Below are 20,074 nucleotides of genomic sequence, written 5' to 3'. Positions count from 1 at the left end.
TCAAAAAACAAGTGACATATGACACATACCTTATCACATATCCGAGACATCGAGACGATAAATTTGTTCGTCGAGTTCTGTCGTGAAATAGGTGAAATTCAATTTCTTCAATAGCGCGATGGAAGCCTCGTTCGTCTCAAGGACACCGGCCTTGAATGCTTCTGCTCCTCGGTCGGCCAAATGGCGAATCAAGTCCGACATCACCTCGAACGCATAGCCTTGACGGGCGCGCGTAGGCGCGATCGTATAGCCAATCCAATACGTCGTCTCTTCCTGCTGAATATACAGGTCCCCAATCAGTTCACCTGTCGTTTGGTCGATGATGGCGAGTTGCGCGCCTTGATGTAGCGATGGTTCACCGAGTAGGGCGTTTTCGTATTCGATGTAGCTGAGTCCTTTGAACGACTGATGCTTCATCCAGTCCAAGTCGTTCCGATAAGTCATGAACGACTCGATGTCTTGTCGTTCAAAAGGGCGGATGAGGCAACGAGGTGTTTTGAATTTCAAAATGAATTTCCCCTATATTTTTTATGTTTACTATAATTCGGTCTATTTTTTAAGCCTTTTAACTATAGAATTTAGTAATTATTATAAATTCATGAGTAATGATATTTTATGATACTGAAAGATGTTGACGAATAACTAGCAAATAAATTCGAGGATGAATTATAACAAAAATGATGACGATTACTAATTTGATAATAATATCCCTCATTCTTATATAGAAAAGAAAGCGAATATTTTTTAATAGTCTCATTAACAACATGCATAAATGTTATAATGTTAATAGAAATATAAATATTGTATTTTTATAACAAAGGAGAATATTAATGTATTCTGACACTATGGTTAAATATTATATATCAGCATTTGAAGAAGTACTTGGTCTGAGTTTAAATTTTACATCAAATAGTGAAATTGCCATTGCGAATCTTCCGAATGTCATAGCTAAAATAGATCCTCCAAGTATTCGTGATATCCTCTCACCATTAAATTTAATATTAGCTACTAAAGTTATTGGGAATAATAAAATTGGAAAAGATCCGTTTTTAAGAAAAAATCTTGTGATTAACTACATTTATAAAATAATTAATAATGAGGCGGATTTAGAAGTTTTAGATAATTTCACAGAAAGTTTACAAGCATTAAGTAATAGAACTTATGAACAAGAACCGTGTCAAATGTCATTCATTGTTTTTAATAAGAATAGTTTGAATATTGAAGATGAAATTAAAAAAATTGGTTTTGACTATATAAAATTTAATGAAAAAATTGATATTGAAAAAGTAGTTAAGGATAAGGAACCCTTGAAATTAATTGACTCTTTGTCTTTAAGCTATGTCGTTAATGAAAAATATGAAATAGTAGGACTAGCAAAAAAAGTCCAAAGAGGACCAAGTATTTACCAAAAAATGGCGAACAGGCACAGCGAAAATGAACAAAGAATTTTAAAAGATAGTATGGGTTCTTACTATCATAACGGAAAGAATACCATGATTAATAATTCTGGTGCTTCTTTTATCAACCAAAATAAATTAGAACAAGATATATTATCTATAACTAACCAAATGAATGAACTATCTAAAGGTGAAGCTTTCGATGATAAAGTACAAAAGTACATAGAATTATTTTTTATCAGAGAAAAAATGAGAGAAGAGCTATACTTTTTAAAAGAAAATTTACTAAAAGAAAACTTGGAAATAGAAAATTTTCAAAGTGAAAAAGATAATAATAAACATATTCAATTCATTCAGTTAAAAGCGAACCGCGTAGAATGGTTTATAAATGACAGTCTTGTATGTGTGCTATCGAACGGAAAGTGGAAAGTACAAAACTATGATTTAGTTTCAAATATAATATTAGAATATATTATAAGGCAAGCGAGCAATTCCAAGAATGGTTTTCAGAAGTATGATAATTTAATTAATGATGTCACACCAAGATTTCATAAATTCTTTCTCCAAATAAAGCACTTATCATTTAAAAAAATAGGAGCGCTTTTGTTTATAATGGGGTCTAGCGACAAAAGAAAAACTACTATTTACAAAGCTTTATTAGAAAGGTCGGAAATTAAGACAGATGAGTATAGGAAAATAATTAAAACAAATAAAGGTCATCAGTTAAATATTATGAGCTGTGATACTTATTTATTTGAGCTAATTAGTTCGTTAGATGGCGCAGTATTATTTGATAGAAAGTTTGATATTTTAGCATTTGGCGAATTCATTAATAATTCTATTCCCACACCGCATGTAGCAGAGGCTGGAGCTCGTACGTTGGCGGCTGTTAAATCATCAATGTATGGTTTAAGCATAAAAGTTTCTGAAGATGGAGATTTGAGTATTTTTGAAAATGGATCTCCGATTATTAAATTATAAAATTTATATTTCTTCAAACTAACCTAAAGATATATCAATAGAAAAGACAGAGTGTACATTTGTGAGAACTTCCAAATTGCATACTCTGTCTTTTCTATTAATAAATTCTTTTCTCCTTTTGCTAAGTTACAATCTGTCACACATGCTTCCGCTGAAACGCAGAAATGGCTTCATACTCTTCCGACAGGTGACGCGACAGTCGAATGTAGATCGGCAAGAGCTCCCGATAGACGTTCGTCGCCTCCATATTTGGCGTATGCTCGTGGGTCACTTGCGGCACTTCTTGGAACTCCTCGATATCCCCAAATGCGTACTCTCCGAGCATGACGGCCCCGAGGCATGAACTCTCGTGACTTTCCGGCACGACGACCGGTGTGTCGAAAATATCTGCCATCATCTGGCGCCAGAGACTCGACTGGGCGAATCCACCTGTCGCATGGATGCGGTTCGGTGCACCCGTCAACTCGTCGAGCGCGAGCATGACCGTATAGAGGTTAAAGATGACACCTTCCAACACGGCACGGATGAAGTGCTCCCGTTTATGGTGGATGCTGAGACCGAAGAACGAACCGCGGGCGTTCGAATCCCAGAGCGGAGCGCGCTCACCCATCAAATACGGATGGAACAACAGACCGTCCGCACCCGGTTTGACCGTCTCGGCGATTCGCGTCAACACATCGTACGCGTCGATGCCGAGGCGTTTCGCCGTTTCGACCTCACTTGCTGCGAACTCGTCGCGGAGCCAGCGGAGAATGATGCCGCCGTTATTGACCGGTCCACCGATCACCCAATGCTTATCCGTCAGCGCATAACAGAAGATGCGACCTTTCGGATCTTCGACCGGTTCTGAGACGACCGTCCGGATGGCGCCACTTGTTCCAATCGTCACGGCGACGACCCCTTGTTCGAAGGCACCGACCCCGAGGTTCGACAGCACGCCGTCGCTTGCCCCGATGACGAGCGGGAAGTCCCAGCCTAGTGTCTCGGTCACGTCAGGCGTCACCTGCAAGATTTCCGTCGTCGGAACGAGTTCCGACAAACGCTCTGGCGTCACACCGGCAACGTCTAGTGCTTCCGCGTCCCAATCCCGTTGTTTCAAATTGAACAGTCCCGTCGCCGAGGCGATGGAATGATCGACGACGAAGCGTCCCGTCAACCGATAGAAGACATATTCTTTGATGGAGACGAACTTGGCTGTCTGTTCAAAGACGGCAGGATGTTCTGTTTTCAACCAGCGCAGCTTCGACAGCGGCGCCATCGGATGGACCGGGGTGCCGGTGCGCATATGGAGTGCGCTCGCGTCAAAGTCGCGTTTAATTTCTTGCGTATACGGGTTCGCCCGACTGTCGGCCCACGTGATGCTGTTCGTGAGCGGACGTCCTGACGCATCGAGTGCGATCAAGCTGTGCATCGCTGAACTGAATGATGCGAAGCGAATCGGACCGTCCGCTTTGGCACGGACCGCCGAAACAGCTTCAAGCACGGCCCCATAGATGACGACCGGGTCTTGTTCGGCCGTCTCTGTATCGGGCGTGAGAAGCGGATACAACACGTTATGTACCGCCAGTTGTTGATGACCGTTGAACAGGACGGCTTTCGTACTCGTCGTCCCGATATCGACCCCAATCGTAAACACACAATCACTTCCTAACTTAGATAATGAATAGGCTAATCAAGAACACGACGGCGAAGCCGGTGAGCCCGATAATCGTTTCCATGATCGTCCATGACTTGAGCGTATCTTTCACGTCGAGACCGAAGTAACGGTTGACGAGCCAGAAGCCCGAATCGTTGACGTGCGAGAGGACTGTCGCCCCTGAGGCGATGGCGATGACAATCAAACCGAGCGCCGCGCCCGTGATATTTTGAATTTCAAGTAGTGGTGTGATGAGTCCAGCTGCAGTGACCATCGAGACCGTTGCCGACCCTTGGGCGACACGGACGACCGTCGCAATCAAGAAGGCGAGGACGATCGCCGGAAGTGGGGAACCGGCCATCATTTCACCGAGGACGTCACCGACACCTGAGTCGATGAGCACTTGTTTGAACACACCACCGGCCCCTGTGACGAGGATAATGATTCCGGCTGGCTCGAGAGCTTTCGTTGCGATCTCTTGGACTTCGTCACGTGAATATCCACGACGTGTGCCGAGGAAGACGAACGTGAGAAGCGTCGCAATCGTCAAGGCGACGAACGGATGTCCGAGGAACGTCAAGAAGTCACGGACGGCGTTGCCTTCATCTAAGAGAACCGCCGAGAGCGTGTTCGCTAAGATCAACACGAGCGGGATTAAGATGAGCGATAAGATCATTTTGAAGCTCGGCAATTCTTTCGATGTATCGATTTCTTTGAATTCCATGTAGTCCGGAATCGTCACATGGATCTTCTTAGCAATATACTTCCCAAAAATAGGACCGGCTAAAATCATCGACGGAATCCCGGCGAGGACACCGAACAAGATGACCCAACCAAGGTCGGCACCGATCAAGTTCGCAACGGCGATCGGACCAGGCGTCGGCGGGATGAAACTGTGCGTGACCGCGAGACCTGCGAGGAGCGGAATTCCATAGTAGAGAAGCGAACGTCCCGTCTTTTTGGCGAGACCGTAGACGATTGGGACGAGAATGATGAACCCGACATCGAAGAAGACTGGGACGGCGACGATGAACCCGGTGATGCCGAGCGCCCATTGTGCCTTGTCTTCCCCGAACTTACTGACGAGCGTCTGGGCGAGGCGTTCCGCGCCACCTGACACTTCAAGCATCTTCCCGAACATCGCGCCGAGACCGACGACGACGGCGACGAAGCCGAGCGTCCCGCCCATCCCGTTCTGGATGGAGGCGATGACGTCCCCAAGCGGCATGCCGGCTGCGACCCCGACGATTAAACTGACAAGTAACAACGAAACGAATGCGTGAAGCTTTGTGCGAATGACTAAAAATAAGAGCAAGAAGATCCCGGCTAAGGCGATCAAAATAAGTGTTGAGCCAGACATTGAGTTTTCCCCCTAAATTTCGAATATGTAACCGTTTACAGTTTCTGACAAAGGAAAAGGCCATTTCCCCGTGACCTTTTCCGCATTTCTTACTTTTTGACGACCGCGTGACCACCGAACTCGTTGCGGAGCGCGGCGACGACTTTACCGGAGAACGTATCGTCTTCGAGTGAGCGGTAGCGCATCATGAGCGACAAGGCGATGACCGGTGCGGCTGCCTGAAGGTCGAGCGCCGTCTCGATCGTCCATTTGCCTTCACCTGACGAGTGCATGACCCCACGAATCTCATCGAGCTTCGCATCTTTCTTGAAGGCGTTCTCCGTGAGCTCCATGAGCCAAGAGCGGACGACCGAACCGTGGTTCCAGACGCGTGCAACTTGTTCGTAGTCGTAATCGAATGGGCTCTTCTCTAAAATGTCGAACCCTTCCGCGATCGCCTGCATCATCCCGTACTCGATCCCGTTATGAATCATCTTCAAGAAGTGACCGCTTCCGGCAGGTCCCGTATATAGGTAACCGTTCTCGACAGACAAGTCTTTGAAGATCGGCTCGATGGTCGGCCACGCGTCTGCGTCACCCCCGACCATCGTACAAGCACCGTTCCGTGCCCCGTCCGTCCCGCCGCTCGTGCCGCAGTCGAAGAACTTGATGTCTTTCTCAGCGAACTGCTCGGCGCGTGCGACCGACAGTTTGTAGTTCGAGTTGCCGCCATCGATGACGATGTCACCTGGTTCGAGTCGCTCATACAATTCGGCGAGCACCGTTTCCGTGACGTCACCGGCAGGGACCATCGCCCAGATGACGCGTGGCGTCGATAACTTGTTCACGACATCTTCGAGTGTCGGCACGATTGTGAATGCGTCCGATGTGACGTGCCCGACATCCGTTCCGACGACTGTGTGTCCGTGGTCACTCAAGTTGAGCGCCAAGTTGTAGCCCATCTTTCCTAATCCAATCAAACCAATTTCCATATTGTCACCCCTGAAAAAGAATTTTTTTCCGTCTCTGTATTCATCTTATCAAAATAAATTCGATTTACAAGTGGAATCGCGGAATTTTTTTCTTTTTTTGGTCATAAAAAATCGACCCCCGAGGTGGAGGTCGAACGTTTTAACTCGATGATGCCTTTTTGAATTGCTGGAAGAAGACTTCGATCTCTTCCGCCGGCAATGGGCGATTGTAATAATACCCTTGCGCCTGGTTGCACGATTCGGCTTTTAAGAAAGCGACTTGATTCTCCGTTTCGACACCTTCCGCGATGACGTTCAAGTCAAGCTCATGCGCCATGCGGATGATTGTTTTGACGAGGGCCGCATCTTTTTCATCGCTCTCAATATTTTTCGTGAAGTGCTGATCGATCTTCAGCGTGTCGATCGGGAACAGCTTCAAGTAGCTGAGCGACGAATATCCGGTCCCGAAGTCATCGATCGACAGGTGTACACCGAGGGCGACGAGCTCGTGCATCGTCTCGATGGCACGGTCCGCGCTCTGGATGACACTCTCGGTCAACTCAAGTTCTAAGTACTGTGCCTCGAGACCAGAAGCATCGAGCGCACGACTGACGACTTCCGGTAAATCTTTTTGGGCGAACTGGATGGCCGAGATGTTGACGGCGACCCGGAACGGGGGAATGCCGGCATCTTGCCACGCCTTGTTTTGACGACATCCTTCATTTAAGACGAACTCGCCGAGGCGGTGGATGCTTCCCGTCTCTTCGGCAATCGGAATGAACTCACCTGGCGAAACCATCCCGAGTTCCGGATGCTGCCAGCGCACGAGCGCCTCCATGCCAATCACCATTTCCGACTCTAGTTGAATCTGGGGTTGATAGTGGACCGTGAACTCACCGCGACCGATGCCTTTACGGAGTGCCATCGACAAGTTTGAGCGACGAGACACGGATTCGTTCAATTCGTTCGTGAAGAACTGATAGCCGTTCTTTCCGTCAGCCTTCGCCCGATACATCGCGATGTCGGCGTTCTTGATCAACTCCTCGGCCGTATCCCCATCGGATGGATAGAGACTGATGCCGATGGAGGCACCGGTGAACACTTCCTCGTTCTCGAGTTCGAACGGGGGATGGAGGACATTGATCAGTTCTTGTGCGCGATGGGCTGCCAAGTTACTTTTCGTAAGGGGCGACAAGATGATGAACTCATCTCCACCGAGACGGGCGAGCGTGTCCGACTTTTGAATCGTCGATTGGATCCGGGTCGTCACTTGTTTCAAGAACTGGTCGCCAATCGAGTGACCGAAGCGGTCGTTGATCACTTTGAAGTTGTCTAAGTCAATATAGTACAACGCGAACGGGTCTTGCTGGGACTGACCGAGTAGGGCATCGAGTCGGTCACTGAACAGACGGCGGTTCGGGAGACCCGTCAATGGGTCCAAATAGACGAGGTCGTTGATTTGCGCCTCGATTCGTTTCCGTTCACTAATGTCACGGATGATGCTACTGAAGAAGATGCCCTTGTCCGTCTTCCACGTCCCGAGCGACATTTCAATCGGGACTTCGACACCGTCTTTCCGTAAGCCGATGAGTTCCACCGTCTGACCGATGACGCGTTTCTCACCCGTCGTTTCGTAACGTTGCATCCCACGTTCATGGGCGTCCCGGAATCGTTCCGGGATAATCGTGACAATCGACTGACCAATCATCTCCTCGTGTGTATATCCGAACAAATCGGTCGCGCCATGATTCCATTGAAGGATGACACGTGTGTGGTCGGCGACGATGATGGCATCAGAGGCTGACTCGATGATGGATTCGAATTTCATTTCAAGTTCTTCGGATTGTGCCTCGAGCTGTGAGGCCGTTCGGAGTGAGATGTACATAATTACGAACAAGGTCATGACGCTCGCTGCGATGACGTAGGCGAGAAGGGTGCTATCGACTGCGTAGCCACTCATCGGTTTGACGACTCCTTCTGTCGGTGTGAAGCGGGCAGCGCCCATCCCGACGTAGTGCATGCCGGAGACGGCGACACCGATCAAGACCGAACTGACGAGACGACGCCAATGAAACCGTGTGACGTTCGGGATATAGAAGAGGATATACAATCCAACGAGCGATGCGACATAAGCAACGTGGGCAGAAGCGACCCACATGACAGGATCATACGAGAGGACCGCATTCATCTGCATCGCTTCCATGCCGATATAATGCATCGAGACGACCCCGACACTGATCAAAAAGGCACAAAAAACAAGTTGAGTCGGTCGTGTCTCAGGATGACTGATGATCCAAAAGGCGAGACCAGAAGCGACGACTGCCGGCACGATTGACAATAAGACGATGCCGAGGTGATACGTCACGTCGTCGTTTAGATGGAACGCCAACATGCCGATAAAATGCATCGCCCAAATCCCGAGCCCGAGGCTGAAAGCGCCGGCTACGATCCAACTGAATCGTGAGGCATATCTCGCATATTTTAAACGACTGCTAATATCGAGGGCGACACCGGCAGCAAAAATGGCGACAGCGATGGAAAGAATGACGAGTGGTAAGTTGTAAGAGCTACTGAGGTGATGTTCGATTCGAAACAGTCCTTTCGATTTCAAATGGTACAAAGAGTGAACTAGTCAAAAAGTGCTTCATTAGAGTAGCACATCAAACAATCCCACTTCCTGTCTTCTTTTGTAAGGTGGGTCAATCTTTTGAACGAATCACACATTGCGGAATTTTTTTCGAAACGGTATCGTTAAGTGAAGAAGAGAAAGGGTGATTCTTGATGGAAACGATGAACGGGACGGCCCGCATCCGTGGCGCCTATTCGACACTGAGTAAGAAAGAACAACGCATTGCCGACTATATTTTAAAACAACCAGAACAAATCATTCATCATACGATCAATCAAGTGGCAGACGACCTCGATGTCGCGGAATCGACCGTGTTCCGCTTTTGTCAGCGCGTCGGATTCAAAGGCTATCAGGCGTTAAAGATCGCCCTCGCCTCAGATGTCGTCGCACCGCTTCAAGACATCCATGAAGACATCACGGAGACGGACACGGCGCTCGAGATCGCGGAGAAAATTTTTTCGACGAACGGGAAGACGATTGAGTCGACCCGTCAGATTTTAGAAGGGGCTTCTCTCGAGAAGGCGATCGAATTGTTCCTCGGGGCACGTCGTATCGAATTTTTCGGAAGTGGGGGTTCGGCCGTCGTTGCACTCGATGCGTATCATAAGTTTGTCCGGAGCGGGCTTCAGGTGAGCGCGATTCTCGAGTCGCACATGCAGCTCATGTCGGCCTCGCAGTTGACGACAGAGGACGTCGCTGTCGTCATCTCGCACTCGGGTGCCTCGAAAGAGACGCTCGATATCGCAAAACTCCTAAAAGAGAAAGGTGTCCCGATGATCGCCATCACGAACTATGCGAAGTCGCCCCTCTCGAAAATTGCGGACGTTTCCCTCTATACCGTGTCCCAAGAGACCGCGTTTCGTTCAGAGGCGCTCGCTTCCCGAATCGCTGAGCTCAGCTTGATTGATGCCTTGTTTACAGCTGTCATGATGCGGCGTGGGGAAGCGGCACGGATGTCTCTCCAACAGATGCGTGAGGCGATTTCAATGCGCCGAATCTGAAGAAAACAGGGTTAACTTCTACAAAAAGGTGGAAATTATAAACTCTGAGGACAACGCGAGGCTTAGAGAGAGAAGGTGGACCGATGAACCATATTGATTTTTTATCTTCCGACCATTACAACGAGTTCAAACGGTTAGCACAACGGCTCACGGATCCTGGTAGTACCAGTCGCGAATATTATGCCGCGCTGTACGTCATTGCGGGCAACCCACACATCCGAGAATGTTTGCTTCCTTATATAGACCTCGAGGCAGGGAAGATTCGAACTTCCACGATCATCGATGACAACTCGTTCGATAAACGAGAATTTGTGCTCGCCAAACTCGTCATTCATTTGTACAACTCTAAAGAATGGGTCCTTCCGACCGAATTGATCGCCTTGCCGGAAGCGGACTATAAATTAGCGATGCAGGCGATTACGCTTTGCCGAAATGAACAATTTGACGGGGTCACGATCCCGAGCGACTGACGACACCCTGTTATGTAGAATGACAGGGTGTTTTTCGTCTACCCAAAAGGAGGAGAGCGTGTGTCACTGAATACATCGATGTTGACCATCTTGCTTGTGCTCTTATTGCTGATCATGATCGGACCTCCGCTATTGATCTATTATTTTTGGTGGCGTGATCGAAACCAGCGTGAGCATTCTGTCCTTCGGAACTTCCCGATTCTCGGGAAACTGCGTTATATGTTCGAGAAGATGGGTCCCGAGCTCCGGCAATACTTATTTTTGAACGACAATGAGGCGAAGCCGTTCTCTCGGAACGAATACGAAGCAGCCGCCATTGCAGGGAGATATAAGTCACGCATCATCGGATTCGGCTCGGAACGAGACTTTGAGGCGGGCGGGTTCTATCTGCAAAATGCACTCTACCCGACGAATCGGAACGAACTCCGCATCGACAATTCAACCAAGGTATCGACGTGGGTGTATGAACTCGATGAAGATAACCTCTTCACCCGAAAAGAGCATCTCGTCGAACGTGACATCTCTCCATACTTGTTAGCAGAGGAAGACACGATCATCATCGGGAAAGAGACGTGTCGGGAACCGTTCCATGTCCGGGGGCTCGTCGGGCAGTCGGCGATGAGCTTCGGGTCGCTCGGCGACAGAGCGATCACGGCCCTCTCGATTGGGCTCGGACGTGCGGGTGGCACATGGATGAACACGGGGGAAGGGGGATTGTCGGACTATCACTTGAAAGGAAATGTCGACATCATCTGCCAGATCGGTCCGGCGCTCTTCGGCGTCCGGAATGAGGACGGGTCATTTTCGGAAGAGGCGTTCAAACAGAAGAGCGCGCTCCCGCAAGTGAAGGCGTTCGAATTGAAACTCGCACAAGGGGCGAAGACGCGTGGGGGACATATCGACGGGTCGAAAGTGACCGAGGAGATCGCCCGTATCCGACACGTGCGGGTCGGGGAGACGATTGACAGTCCGAACCGATTCTCCGAGTTTCAGACACATACGGAATTGTTGACCTTTGTCGAAAAGTTGCGTGAAATCGGTGGGAAGCCTGTCGGCATCAAGCTCGTCGTCGGCAATATGAAGGACATCGAATCACTCGTCCGTGAGATGGCGACGTCTCAGGTCGTACCGGACTTCATCACGATCGATGGAAGCGAAGGGGGAACGGGTGCTACGTATCAAGAACTCACGGATACGGTCGGGTTGCCACTGAAAGCGGCGCTTCCATACGTCCATCGCCTCTTGATTGAGCACGGTCTTCGTGACCGCATCAAACTGTTCGCCTCGGGGAAACTCATCACGGCGGACAAGATTGCGATTGCCCTCGCGCTCGGTGCCGACCTCGTCAATATCGCCCGCGGGCTCATGTTCAACGTCGGCTGTATCCAGGCGCAGGTGTGTCACACGAACCGTTGTCCGGTCGGTGTGGCGACGACCGACCCAAAACTGCAGCGGGCCCTCGTTGTCGACGAAAAGAGCTTTCGGGTGACGAACTATATCATCTCGCTTCGGGAAGGACTGTATAATATGACCGCCGCGGCTGGGGTCCGTTCCCCGACCGAACTGTCAGAGGAACATGTGATGTATCAAGAGCCGGACGGTCAGGTCCGTTTGATGCGTGATTGACGACATTCAAACTAAACGATTTCATCAAAACATCCTACGAAGTTGCCGATAAAGAAGGCAAACCCGTAGGATGTTTTTTAAGTCTTTTCATTGTAGAAACTACCAGATACTTGTACAATCATGTAAATGAAAGTCAGAATTTATTATAATTTAAAGTAGCATTTGAATGGAAATGGATGAACCCATTTTTTTCGGCGTATGCCGCACTCTTCGGACGTTGCTTCGAAGACACGGTCAACGCCTTGATGCCGTATCGTGCATCGAGGTCACGTAGTTCTTGGATGCGGTCTTTTGACCATTGGTCTTTCGAAATAGTCGTATAGTTGAAGCTCTCCCACATGACGCCATCCACGTACGGGTACGTATACGTCTTGAGTGTCGCAAATCCCCAGTTTTGAATGAGAGAAAGGGTAGGGTGGTTAGCCTTGATCGTCTTCATGAACTGACTCATCCCGTCACGCTGTGCTTTCAAGATGGTCGGTTGTTCCGAATGCTCGTTGTCGATATTGCCGACAGTATCTAAGAACGCCCCGTCTAATCCTTTGGCGACGATTTGTTTCTCCACTTCACGCGTCAATAGCTCACGATAGTGCGTCGACGTCATGTCGACCAAATACGAATCCCACTCCGCATAATGGACACGTTGTCCATTGCGGTGGAAGAAGTCCGACTCGTTCATCTGCTTGATGAAATCGACGTTCCAATTGTCAGCTTCCATCGTATTGATGTAACCGTACACTTTTGTACCAAATTTTTGTAACTCTTTGATTTGAGCTGCAGTATAATAGACAGGCTCGATGATGACAAGGTCATATTGTTGCATCTTTTTGATTTTGCTCTTGCTCGGCATGTCGTAATAAATCTTGTATGATTCGACGTTCGCGAGCGGGTTGCTCGCCTTGGCGACCGCTTGTTGCGGCGTCCATAACGCGAATCCGACGACGAATGCACAACAGATGGACACGATGCGTTTGACTGAGAAAATACCCATAAAATAACCCTCCTGATAATCATCAGAGAGCGGCCGCGGCTATTGCAGACTGGCGATCGGTATCTAACAAGATCGACGACCCATGTCTTTGCGCCCTTACTTTTCAGTAAGTTTGCCCGTCTCGATATGAAATTTTTTGAACAATCCATTGAATGTCCTACTACTAAAATACCACGCAAAGGAATGAGTGACACTATGATTTATACCCAACATCGCACATCAATCAAATGGATTGAAATGATTGTGACTATTTTACTTATCGGCATTTTGGACTATACGTTTAGTCTTTCTTTGGCTGATTGGGCGATTGACCCATTAATTTTTTATATTCTCCTCTTCTCACTTCGCTACGGTCTACTTGGAGCGTTCGTCAGTTTCGCATTGACGAGTCTCTATCATTTCTCGTTCCTCTTGATGGAAGGGTCTGATTTACTCTTATTCCTTTATGATACGAATGAACTTGCGTGGATCTTGCTTCATTTCTTCGTCGCCTTGAGCGCCGGGGTCTTCAGCACGTCTTACCGTGAACGTTACCAGTCGCTACACATCCGTCAGGAAGAAGTGGTCGATGAGAACGAACAGTTGAAACAGACCGTCCAACAACTGCAGGAGTCACAAGGCGAGATGCGGAAGCGTGTGCTCGACTCGACGTATACGCTCTCGAAAATCTATGAGGTCGGTCTCAAGCTCGACCAGGACGCGACCGACTTGGTGCGCGACCACTTGATTGGCACGTTTACACGCGTGTTCCGGGCACGACAACTCGCGCTTTACCACGTCGACACGTCACGCCGTACGCTTCGCCTTCATGTCCGTTCGGGAGAAGTCGAGCGGTTGCCACAGACGCTCTTCATCGATTCGGAGCAGGGCATCTTCGCACGGATGTTCCAGTCACAAAAGCCGACGCTTCGCTTGGCCGATGAGCTCGAAGGTCCACTCCTCGTCGCCCCGATCTGTTACGAGGGAACGGTGAAAGAAGTGTTGATCGTTCATGAAATCGATATTCTTCGGTTGCGCAGTCACGAGATGAACATGATGAAGCTCGTCCTCGATTGGGCGGGCACGCGCATTGAGAAGGCGGATGCGCTCGAATGGATGCTCGTCAGCGACCAGCTTGTCGAGGGGACGCGTATGTTCCGTATGGACGCGTTCGAGCAGAAAGTCGCGCAGCAAGCGTTGCGAAACGAACAGTACGATCAACCATACAGCACGGTCACGATCCCGGTAGAAGGCGTCGACTTGTCACTCATCGAGATAGAGCTCATCCTCCGGCAATCGATGCGGGAAATCGACGTCATTGGATACGACGAAGACGACCGAGTCCTTCACTTCCTATTACCGGGTACGCCCGTCGAATCGGCGGAGCGGTTCAAAGAACGGATCGAACATGTCTTCTACGTGAAAGGTGGGAAGCGCCTATGACTGAATGGATGATTCTTCTTTTCTTTCTTCTTCATGCCGTATTGTTATTCGTCATCTATCGCCTCATCGTCCGACCGAAAGTGGATGTGACCGAGAAGGGCGTTTGGCTCTCGATTTTTCTCGTCAGTGCCGTCGTCCCGATCATCGGCGAACTGTTCGGGTTGATCGCGTACGGGGTCGCTCGTCGTTTCGCCTCGTCGAAGACGCTTCTCGACTACGACGAATATATCAACTTCGACACGGTCAACCTGGAGCGTTTGCAGCAACAGGCGAAAGAAGATTTAGATATCGTCCCGTTGGCGGAAGCCATGCAGATGGATGGGAAGAAGCGGAAACAGTCGATCACGCAACTCATGTCGACACCGCTCATGAACACGGAAGAATACTTACACTTAGGTCTCGAGCACGAAGACACGGAAACGGTCCACTATGCGGCGACCGTCCGGAACACGTTATTCGACCGTTACGACTTGATGTTCAAGCAGCGGATCGCGCAAGTAAACCCGGAGCGACCGGAGACGATTTATCCTGTCATCGAGACGGGCGTCTCCTTCTTAGAGAGTGGTCTCTTGGACCAAGATATGAAGTTACGCATCCAGCAACGGACCCTGCTTCATCTCGATCAGCTAGGGGAACACGATGCGACGGACGAAACGTATCTCCGGACGAAAGCCCGGCTATCGTTCCAAGCAGGTGACGTCGAGACGGGGGAGCGATTGGCAGAAGCGCTCACGTTGTATCACCCGGAAGTACCGGACGGCTATATCATGTTGATTGAATATCATATGACCGACGGGGACTGGGCATCGTTACGTCCGATCCTAGACCGGCTCCATCAACATCTCGACCTACGAGACGTCCCAGAAGATTATCGCTTTGTCATTCAACAGTTAGAAGGTGCCCATTCATGAATAAATCGATTACGACGTATCTCGCGTCTTTATTCTCCTTAATTATCGCGATGATTGTCGTCGTCCAATTTTTACGGCTCGACTACGGTCATCGGCTCATCCCAAAAGAAGCACATGAACCGAAAACGTTCACGACACTCGCAGGCGAGGTGAGAGCAGTGGAAGGGAAACCGGCGCAGATTTACATCCATCAAAACGAGGACGACTTGTCGACGTCCGTCTTAAATAACTTGAAATATGCGCTCGACTACGCGAAATTGCCGTACACGTCAATCGAGGCCGACGAGATTGCCGCCATCGAGCCGTCTCCTCATCATGTCCTCGTCGTCAGTGGGGAAAATACGAAGTCATGGCCATATGAGACGATTCGATCGTTCGTCGAGAACGGGGGACGCCTTTATGTCGCCGGTCGCTTCATCGACCAAGAATGGGCCGACCTCATCGGCGTCAGTGATTTCGGTGACTTCAAAGACGGCATCAACGGATTGATCTTTGAGAAAGAAATCTTTCCTGGATACGTTGACCTTCCCCAAGACTCTGGTCTCTTCGTCCACAGTATCGCCGACGTCGAGTTAAAAGAGGGGACGGACGTCCTCATCTCGGCGAAAGACGAGCCGATTTTGTGGCAGTCTTCTTACGGTCAGGGAGAGGTCATGTTTTGGAACACGACGTCCTTGACCGATAAGAACTCGCGGGGCTTGATGGTGCAGACACTCTCGATGTTATTCCCGGCGTTCGTCATGCCGCAAGCAGGCATCAAGGTCGTCCACCTCGACGACTTCCCGGCGCCGGTACCGAGCTATTCGAATCCGGTCATCACAGAAGAGTACGACCTCTCCATCAAAGAGTTCTTCTCTGAGGTGTGGTGGAAAGATATGAAACAAATCGGTGAAGATTACGATGTCACGTATTCCGGCTTCTTGATCGGCAGTTATAAAGCGACGAATGAAGAGACGACCGAACAACTCATCGAGAAGATTCGCGCACCGATGCTCGAATATGGGCGCGGGTTGCTTCAGACGAACGGGGAAGTCGGGCTTCACGGCTTCAACCACCAGCCACTCGTCATGGGTGATGAGGTGATGGACCCGGAGCTCGGCTATGCGAAATGGGAAAGCAAAGAAGACATGCGTTCCGCCGTCGACCGCGTCGTCGAGGCGTTCGATTATTACTTGCCGAACGAACGCATCCGTAGTTACGTCCCACCGTCGAACATCATCGGACAATCGGGACTGAGCGTATTGAATGAGACATTTGAGGACGGGGTGATCGTCGCGGGTCTCTATAGCGGGGATGCGAGTAAAGGAAGTTACATCCAAGAATTCGGGCCGGACCCGGTCTATCCGAATTTGTATGACTTCCCACGCGTGTCGAGCGGATATAACGAGACACCGGATGATTTGTTCGTCGTCATCGACGCTGTCGCCAATTTCGGGCTCGTCTCACACTTCATTCACCCGGATGACGTGTTAGATGAAAACCGTTCGAAAGGGAAAGGCTGGGGCATCATGAAAGAGTCGTTCGGTGGCCTGTTCCAGACGCTTTACGCCAAATATCCGCACCTCGAAGGCTTGAGCCAATATGATGCGTATCGAAAATATAAGTTGTATCAAGACGCGCAAATCGACGTCGCCTATACGAATGACGCGATTGACATCAACGCGCAACAACTGCCGGTCCCATCAACCCTACTCGTCCGGGTCGAGCCGGGGAAACGGTTAAATACCGGCACGTTCGAATATGGAGAAGTCAAACCGTTCGATGAGAGCGGTACGTTATATCAAGTCGAATTGAGAGACACGTCTGTTCGTCTCCCGATATTGGAAGGAGAGCGTCCATGAAGATTGGAATTGTCGTCGAAGGGAGTTATCCGTATGTGAGCGGAGGCGTGTCGAGCTGGGTGCACATGCTGATGCAACAAATGCCGATGCACGAGTTTGAGATCATCTCGATCATGCCAAACCCGAAGACCGAGGCGGATTATAAATATACGTTACCGGATAATGTCGCGGGTGTGACCACGCTCGCCCTCAATCAACGGGCGACACGGAAACGTCGTCCGGAAGCATTGACGCAAGAAGAGCAAGAACGCATCAAGACATGGATGACGTTCGGGCAAGTCGAGTCGTCCATCTATCCGATTTTAGAAAAACAAATCGGGACACCGGAACAATTTTTCTCGAGCCGTCTCTTTTACCGCCTCGTCGCGGAAAGCTATCAAGAAGAAGGACAGGCCGGCTCGTTCATCGATTACTTTTGGATGTGGCGCGGTATGTATGCGCCCGTCCTCGATCTATTACAAGCCGAGTTGCCGCAAGTCGACCTCATCCATTCGGCATCGACCGGCTACGCAGGGTTGATCGCGAGCGCGATGAAAGAACGACAGAACATTCCGTTCCTCTTGACCGAGCACGGTATCTACTCGCGTGAACGGGAAGAAGAGTTGTTACAGGCGGCGTGGATTCCGGCCGAGTTTCGCTCCCATTGGATCCAGTTCTTCCATCATATTTCCCGGGAAGCATACCGGAAAGCGGACGATGTCATCACGTTGTTCGAACGAAACGGTGAGTTGCAACGTCAACTCGGGGCACCGGTCGAGAAGTTGAGCATCATTCCGAACGGGATCGACATGACGGGCTTGTCCGCACTCGGTCACGTATCGGGAGGAGAGAAGCTCCGGATCGGAGCGATCGTCCGCGTCGTCCCGATCAAAGACATCAAGACGATGATTTATGCGGCGAAGCTCTTACAAGATATGCTCATCCCGTTCGAGTTGACCATCATGGGACCACTCGATGAGGATAAGGAGTATGCGGCCGAGTGCGAGGCGCTCATCCGACAGCTCGAGCTCGAACAGGCGGTCTTCTTAGTCGGGAAAGTGGATATCCGCAAGCACTTGCCTGAGTTCGACGTCTGTCTGTTGACGAGTATCTCGGAAGGACAACCACTCGCCGTACTCGAAGGGATGGCCGCAGGCGTCCCGTGGATCGTGACGGACGTCGGTGCCTGTGCGGAGCTTGTGAACGGTCGACCGGACGAGCCGTTCGGTCCGGCCGGGTTCGTCGTCCCACCGGTCAATCCGCGCCGAATCGCCGAGCGTTGTGTCTGGTTCCATCAGAACCGTGAAGACGCACGTCGACTCGGTCGTAACGGGCAACAGCGCGTCGAGACATATTATCGCACCGATCAGTTCATCGATGCGTACTTACATCTATATGAAGAAAGGAGAGCGGCATATGGCGGGCATCGGGTTTAAGTTACAACAGCTGTTCCAAGAAGACTATTTCTCTTCACGCATTAAAGCATACGCCTTTGCCGGTCTCGTCACGTCCGGTCCGTGGCTCATCGTCATCGTCACGATCGCGCTCATGCAGTGGCTGACGAGTTATTTGTCGATTGCAACGCTCGAGGAACGGACGACGTTCAACTTGATCGTCTCGTATAGCTTCATCTTCTCCCAAGTCGTGCTCGGCGTGCAGCAGCTCGTCGTCACCAGATACTTGGCGGACTGTTTCTATGAGAAGCGGTACGAGGACATCTTCCCAGCGTTCATCGGGATGATGAAGACGACCGTCGCCATCGCCTCGGTGTTGTTCGCCGTCTTCCTCTCGTTCTCCGAGCTACCGGCTTTGTTGAACGCCTTGGCATTCGTCCTGTTCATGACGGTCAACTTGATTTGGGTGCACTTCTTGTTCCTTAGTGCCGCGAAGTTCTATCAGGCGGTCGCCTATAGCTTTGTCGCCGGTGGGGTCGTCGCCGTCGCGGCGATCATCATCACCGATCAGTTCTTGATGTCCTACTTGACGGAATCCTATATGAAGAGCTTCGCCTTGACGGCAAGCATGACGCTCGGTCTGATCGTCACGCTGTTCGGCTTGTTCACGTCGATGCTCCTCACGTTCCCGAATCGCAGCACGGTCGGTCAGTTCTCGTTCTATCGGTATTTCGACCGTTACCCGGCACTGTTTTGGACGAGCTTTCTCTACAACATCGGGATCTGGGTCGGGACGTGGATCATCTGGTTCGCAGAAGGCGGGAGCGTCCATCTCGATACGTTCCGCTATCATCCTGTCTATGATACGGCCATCTTCCTGTCGTACTTGACGATCATCCCGACGATGACGATTTTCGTCGTATCGGTCGAGACGCGTTTTTATGAGCGCTATCGTGTGTTTTACGGGTATGTGAATGAAGGCGGGACGTATCAGCAGATTCAACGGTCGAAGGCGGCGATGTTACTCGTCTTGCGACAAGAACTGCAACGCCTGTTTCGGAACCAAGGGCTCGTCTCGCTTCTCTTCGTCATCTTCGCGGCCGTCTTGTTCCCGTTACTCGGACTCTCGCCTGAGATTCGGGACGTCTTCCAAATGACGACAATCGGCGCCTTCTCGAACGCGATGGTGCTCGTCCTTACGCTCGTCTTGCTCTATTTCGAGGACCATAAGGGAGCGGCGTATACGTCGGCTCTCTTCATCACGATGAATGCCGGACTGACGTTCTTGTTGCTCCCACTCGGACCAGACAGCTATGGGCTCAGTTTTGCGATTGGCTGTACGATCGCCTTCGCGTTCTCGCTCATCCGTTTGATTCGATACGTGTCAGAGATCGACTACCATACGTTCAGCCGTAGTGAAATGCCACCTAGGACGGATACGTTCCGTCGTGTCGGGGAATGGCTCAACGAACGCTCGGCATCATAA

The 20,074-nt window shown here is 50.1% G+C and carries 15 protein-coding genes and 1 riboswitch; of the genes, 9 read left to right on the top strand and 6 right to left on the bottom strand.

Going from position 1 to position 20,074, the window contains the following annotated elements:
- Positions 1 to 33 precede the first annotated feature (33 nt).
- Positions 34 to 507, bottom strand: a complete 474-nt coding sequence (locus KNO75_RS08690; RefSeq protein ID WP_251126077.1) for a GNAT family N-acetyltransferase — start codon at positions 505 to 507, stop codon at positions 34 to 36.
- 323 nt (positions 508 to 830) lie between these two features.
- Between KNO75_RS08690 and KNO75_RS08685 the strand changes: the two genes are divergently transcribed.
- Positions 831 to 2,378, top strand: coding sequence for a hypothetical protein (locus KNO75_RS08685; RefSeq protein ID WP_214821153.1), 1,548 nt, complete (start codon positions 831 to 833; stop codon positions 2,376 to 2,378).
- 136 nt (positions 2,379 to 2,514) lie between these two features.
- Here the strand turns inward: KNO75_RS08685 and gntK are convergent, their stop codons facing one another.
- The 4 genes from gntK to KNO75_RS08665 all read right to left on the bottom strand — a co-directional run bounded on the left by gntK (position 2,515) and on the right by KNO75_RS08665 (position 8,944).
- Positions 2,515 to 4,014, bottom strand: a complete 1,500-nt coding sequence (gntK, locus tag KNO75_RS08680) for a gluconokinase (RefSeq protein ID WP_214821151.1) — start codon at positions 4,012 to 4,014, stop codon at positions 2,515 to 2,517.
- Between the two features lie 16 nt (positions 4,015 to 4,030).
- Entirely contained in the window at positions 4,031 to 5,374 is a 1,344-nt protein-coding gene (locus tag KNO75_RS08675) for a GntT/GntP/DsdX family permease (RefSeq protein WP_214786398.1), read from the bottom strand.
- An 89-nt stretch (positions 5,375 to 5,463) separates the two neighbouring features.
- A complete protein-coding gene (gene gnd, locus KNO75_RS08670) occupies positions 5,464 to 6,345 on the bottom strand; it encodes a phosphogluconate dehydrogenase (NAD(+)-dependent, decarboxylating) (RefSeq protein ID WP_214816594.1) in 882 nt (293 codons plus the stop codon).
- Between the two features lie 139 nt (positions 6,346 to 6,484).
- Entirely contained in the window at positions 6,485 to 8,944 is a 2,460-nt protein-coding gene (locus tag KNO75_RS08665) for a bifunctional diguanylate cyclase/phosphodiesterase (RefSeq protein ID WP_214821149.1), read from the bottom strand.
- A gap of 161 nt (positions 8,945 to 9,105) precedes the next feature.
- Between KNO75_RS08665 and KNO75_RS08660 the strand changes: the two genes are divergently transcribed.
- The 3 genes from KNO75_RS08660 (at position 9,106) to KNO75_RS08650 (ending at position 12,050) form a co-directional block, all read left to right on the top strand.
- Positions 9,106 to 9,954, top strand: coding sequence for a MurR/RpiR family transcriptional regulator (locus tag KNO75_RS08660; protein ID WP_214821147.1), 849 nt, complete (start codon positions 9,106 to 9,108; stop codon positions 9,952 to 9,954).
- An 83-nt stretch (positions 9,955 to 10,037) separates the two neighbouring features.
- The gene (locus KNO75_RS08655; protein WP_214793131.1) at positions 10,038 to 10,424 is read left to right on the top strand and encodes a hypothetical protein; all 387 of its coding nucleotides are present in this window, start codon (positions 10,038 to 10,040) and stop codon (positions 10,422 to 10,424) included.
- Positions 10,425 to 10,502: 78 nt separating this feature from the next.
- Entirely contained in the window at positions 10,503 to 12,050 is a 1,548-nt protein-coding gene (locus KNO75_RS08650) for an FMN-binding glutamate synthase family protein (RefSeq protein ID WP_214821757.1), read from the top strand.
- 133 nt (positions 12,051 to 12,183) lie between these two features.
- Here KNO75_RS08650 and KNO75_RS08645 read toward each other — a convergent pair whose 3' ends face one another.
- Positions 12,184 to 13,041, bottom strand: coding sequence for a glycoside hydrolase family 191 protein (locus KNO75_RS08645; RefSeq protein WP_214821145.1), 858 nt, complete (start codon positions 13,039 to 13,041; stop codon positions 12,184 to 12,186).
- Between the two features lie 40 nt (positions 13,042 to 13,081).
- Positions 13,082 to 13,168: riboswitch (cyclic di-GMP riboswitch) on the bottom strand.
- Positions 13,169 to 13,236: 68 nt separating this feature from the next.
- Here KNO75_RS08645 and KNO75_RS08640 point away from each other — a divergent pair.
- Genes KNO75_RS08640 through pelG form a run of 5 tightly spaced genes read left to right on the top strand, consistent with a single transcriptional unit; the run spans position 13,237 to position 20,074 of the window.
- Entirely contained in the window at positions 13,237 to 14,463 is a 1,227-nt protein-coding gene (locus tag KNO75_RS08640) for a hypothetical protein (protein WP_214821142.1), read from the top strand.
- The gene (locus KNO75_RS08635) at positions 14,460 to 15,374 is read left to right on the top strand and encodes a hypothetical protein (RefSeq protein WP_214821140.1); all 915 of its coding nucleotides are present in this window, start codon (positions 14,460 to 14,462) and stop codon (positions 15,372 to 15,374) included. The genes KNO75_RS08640 and KNO75_RS08635 overlap by 4 nt, the downstream gene beginning before the upstream one ends.
- Entirely contained in the window at positions 15,371 to 17,215 is a 1,845-nt protein-coding gene (locus tag KNO75_RS08630) for a DUF2194 domain-containing protein (protein ID WP_214821138.1), read from the top strand. Before KNO75_RS08635 ends, KNO75_RS08630 begins: the two co-directional genes overlap by 4 nt.
- Complete coding sequence (pelF, locus tag KNO75_RS08625) at positions 17,212 to 18,630, top strand: GT4 family glycosyltransferase PelF (protein WP_214821136.1); 1,419 nt, start codon at positions 17,212 to 17,214, stop codon at positions 18,628 to 18,630. Before KNO75_RS08630 ends, pelF begins: the two co-directional genes overlap by 4 nt.
- Positions 18,611 to 20,074 carry an exopolysaccharide Pel transporter PelG gene (pelG, locus tag KNO75_RS08620; RefSeq protein ID WP_214821134.1) on the top strand — a complete coding sequence of 488 codons (1,464 nt, stop codon included), beginning with the start codon at positions 18,611 to 18,613 and terminating at the stop codon, positions 20,072 to 20,074. Before pelF ends, pelG begins: the two co-directional genes overlap by 20 nt.

This window comes from Exiguobacterium sp. s35 (genome assembly GCF_018617535.1).
Taxonomy (GTDB): domain Bacteria; phylum Bacillota; class Bacilli; order Exiguobacteriales; family Exiguobacteriaceae; genus Exiguobacterium; species Exiguobacterium aestuarii.
This window is presented reverse-complemented; position numbering and strand designations above follow the sequence as displayed.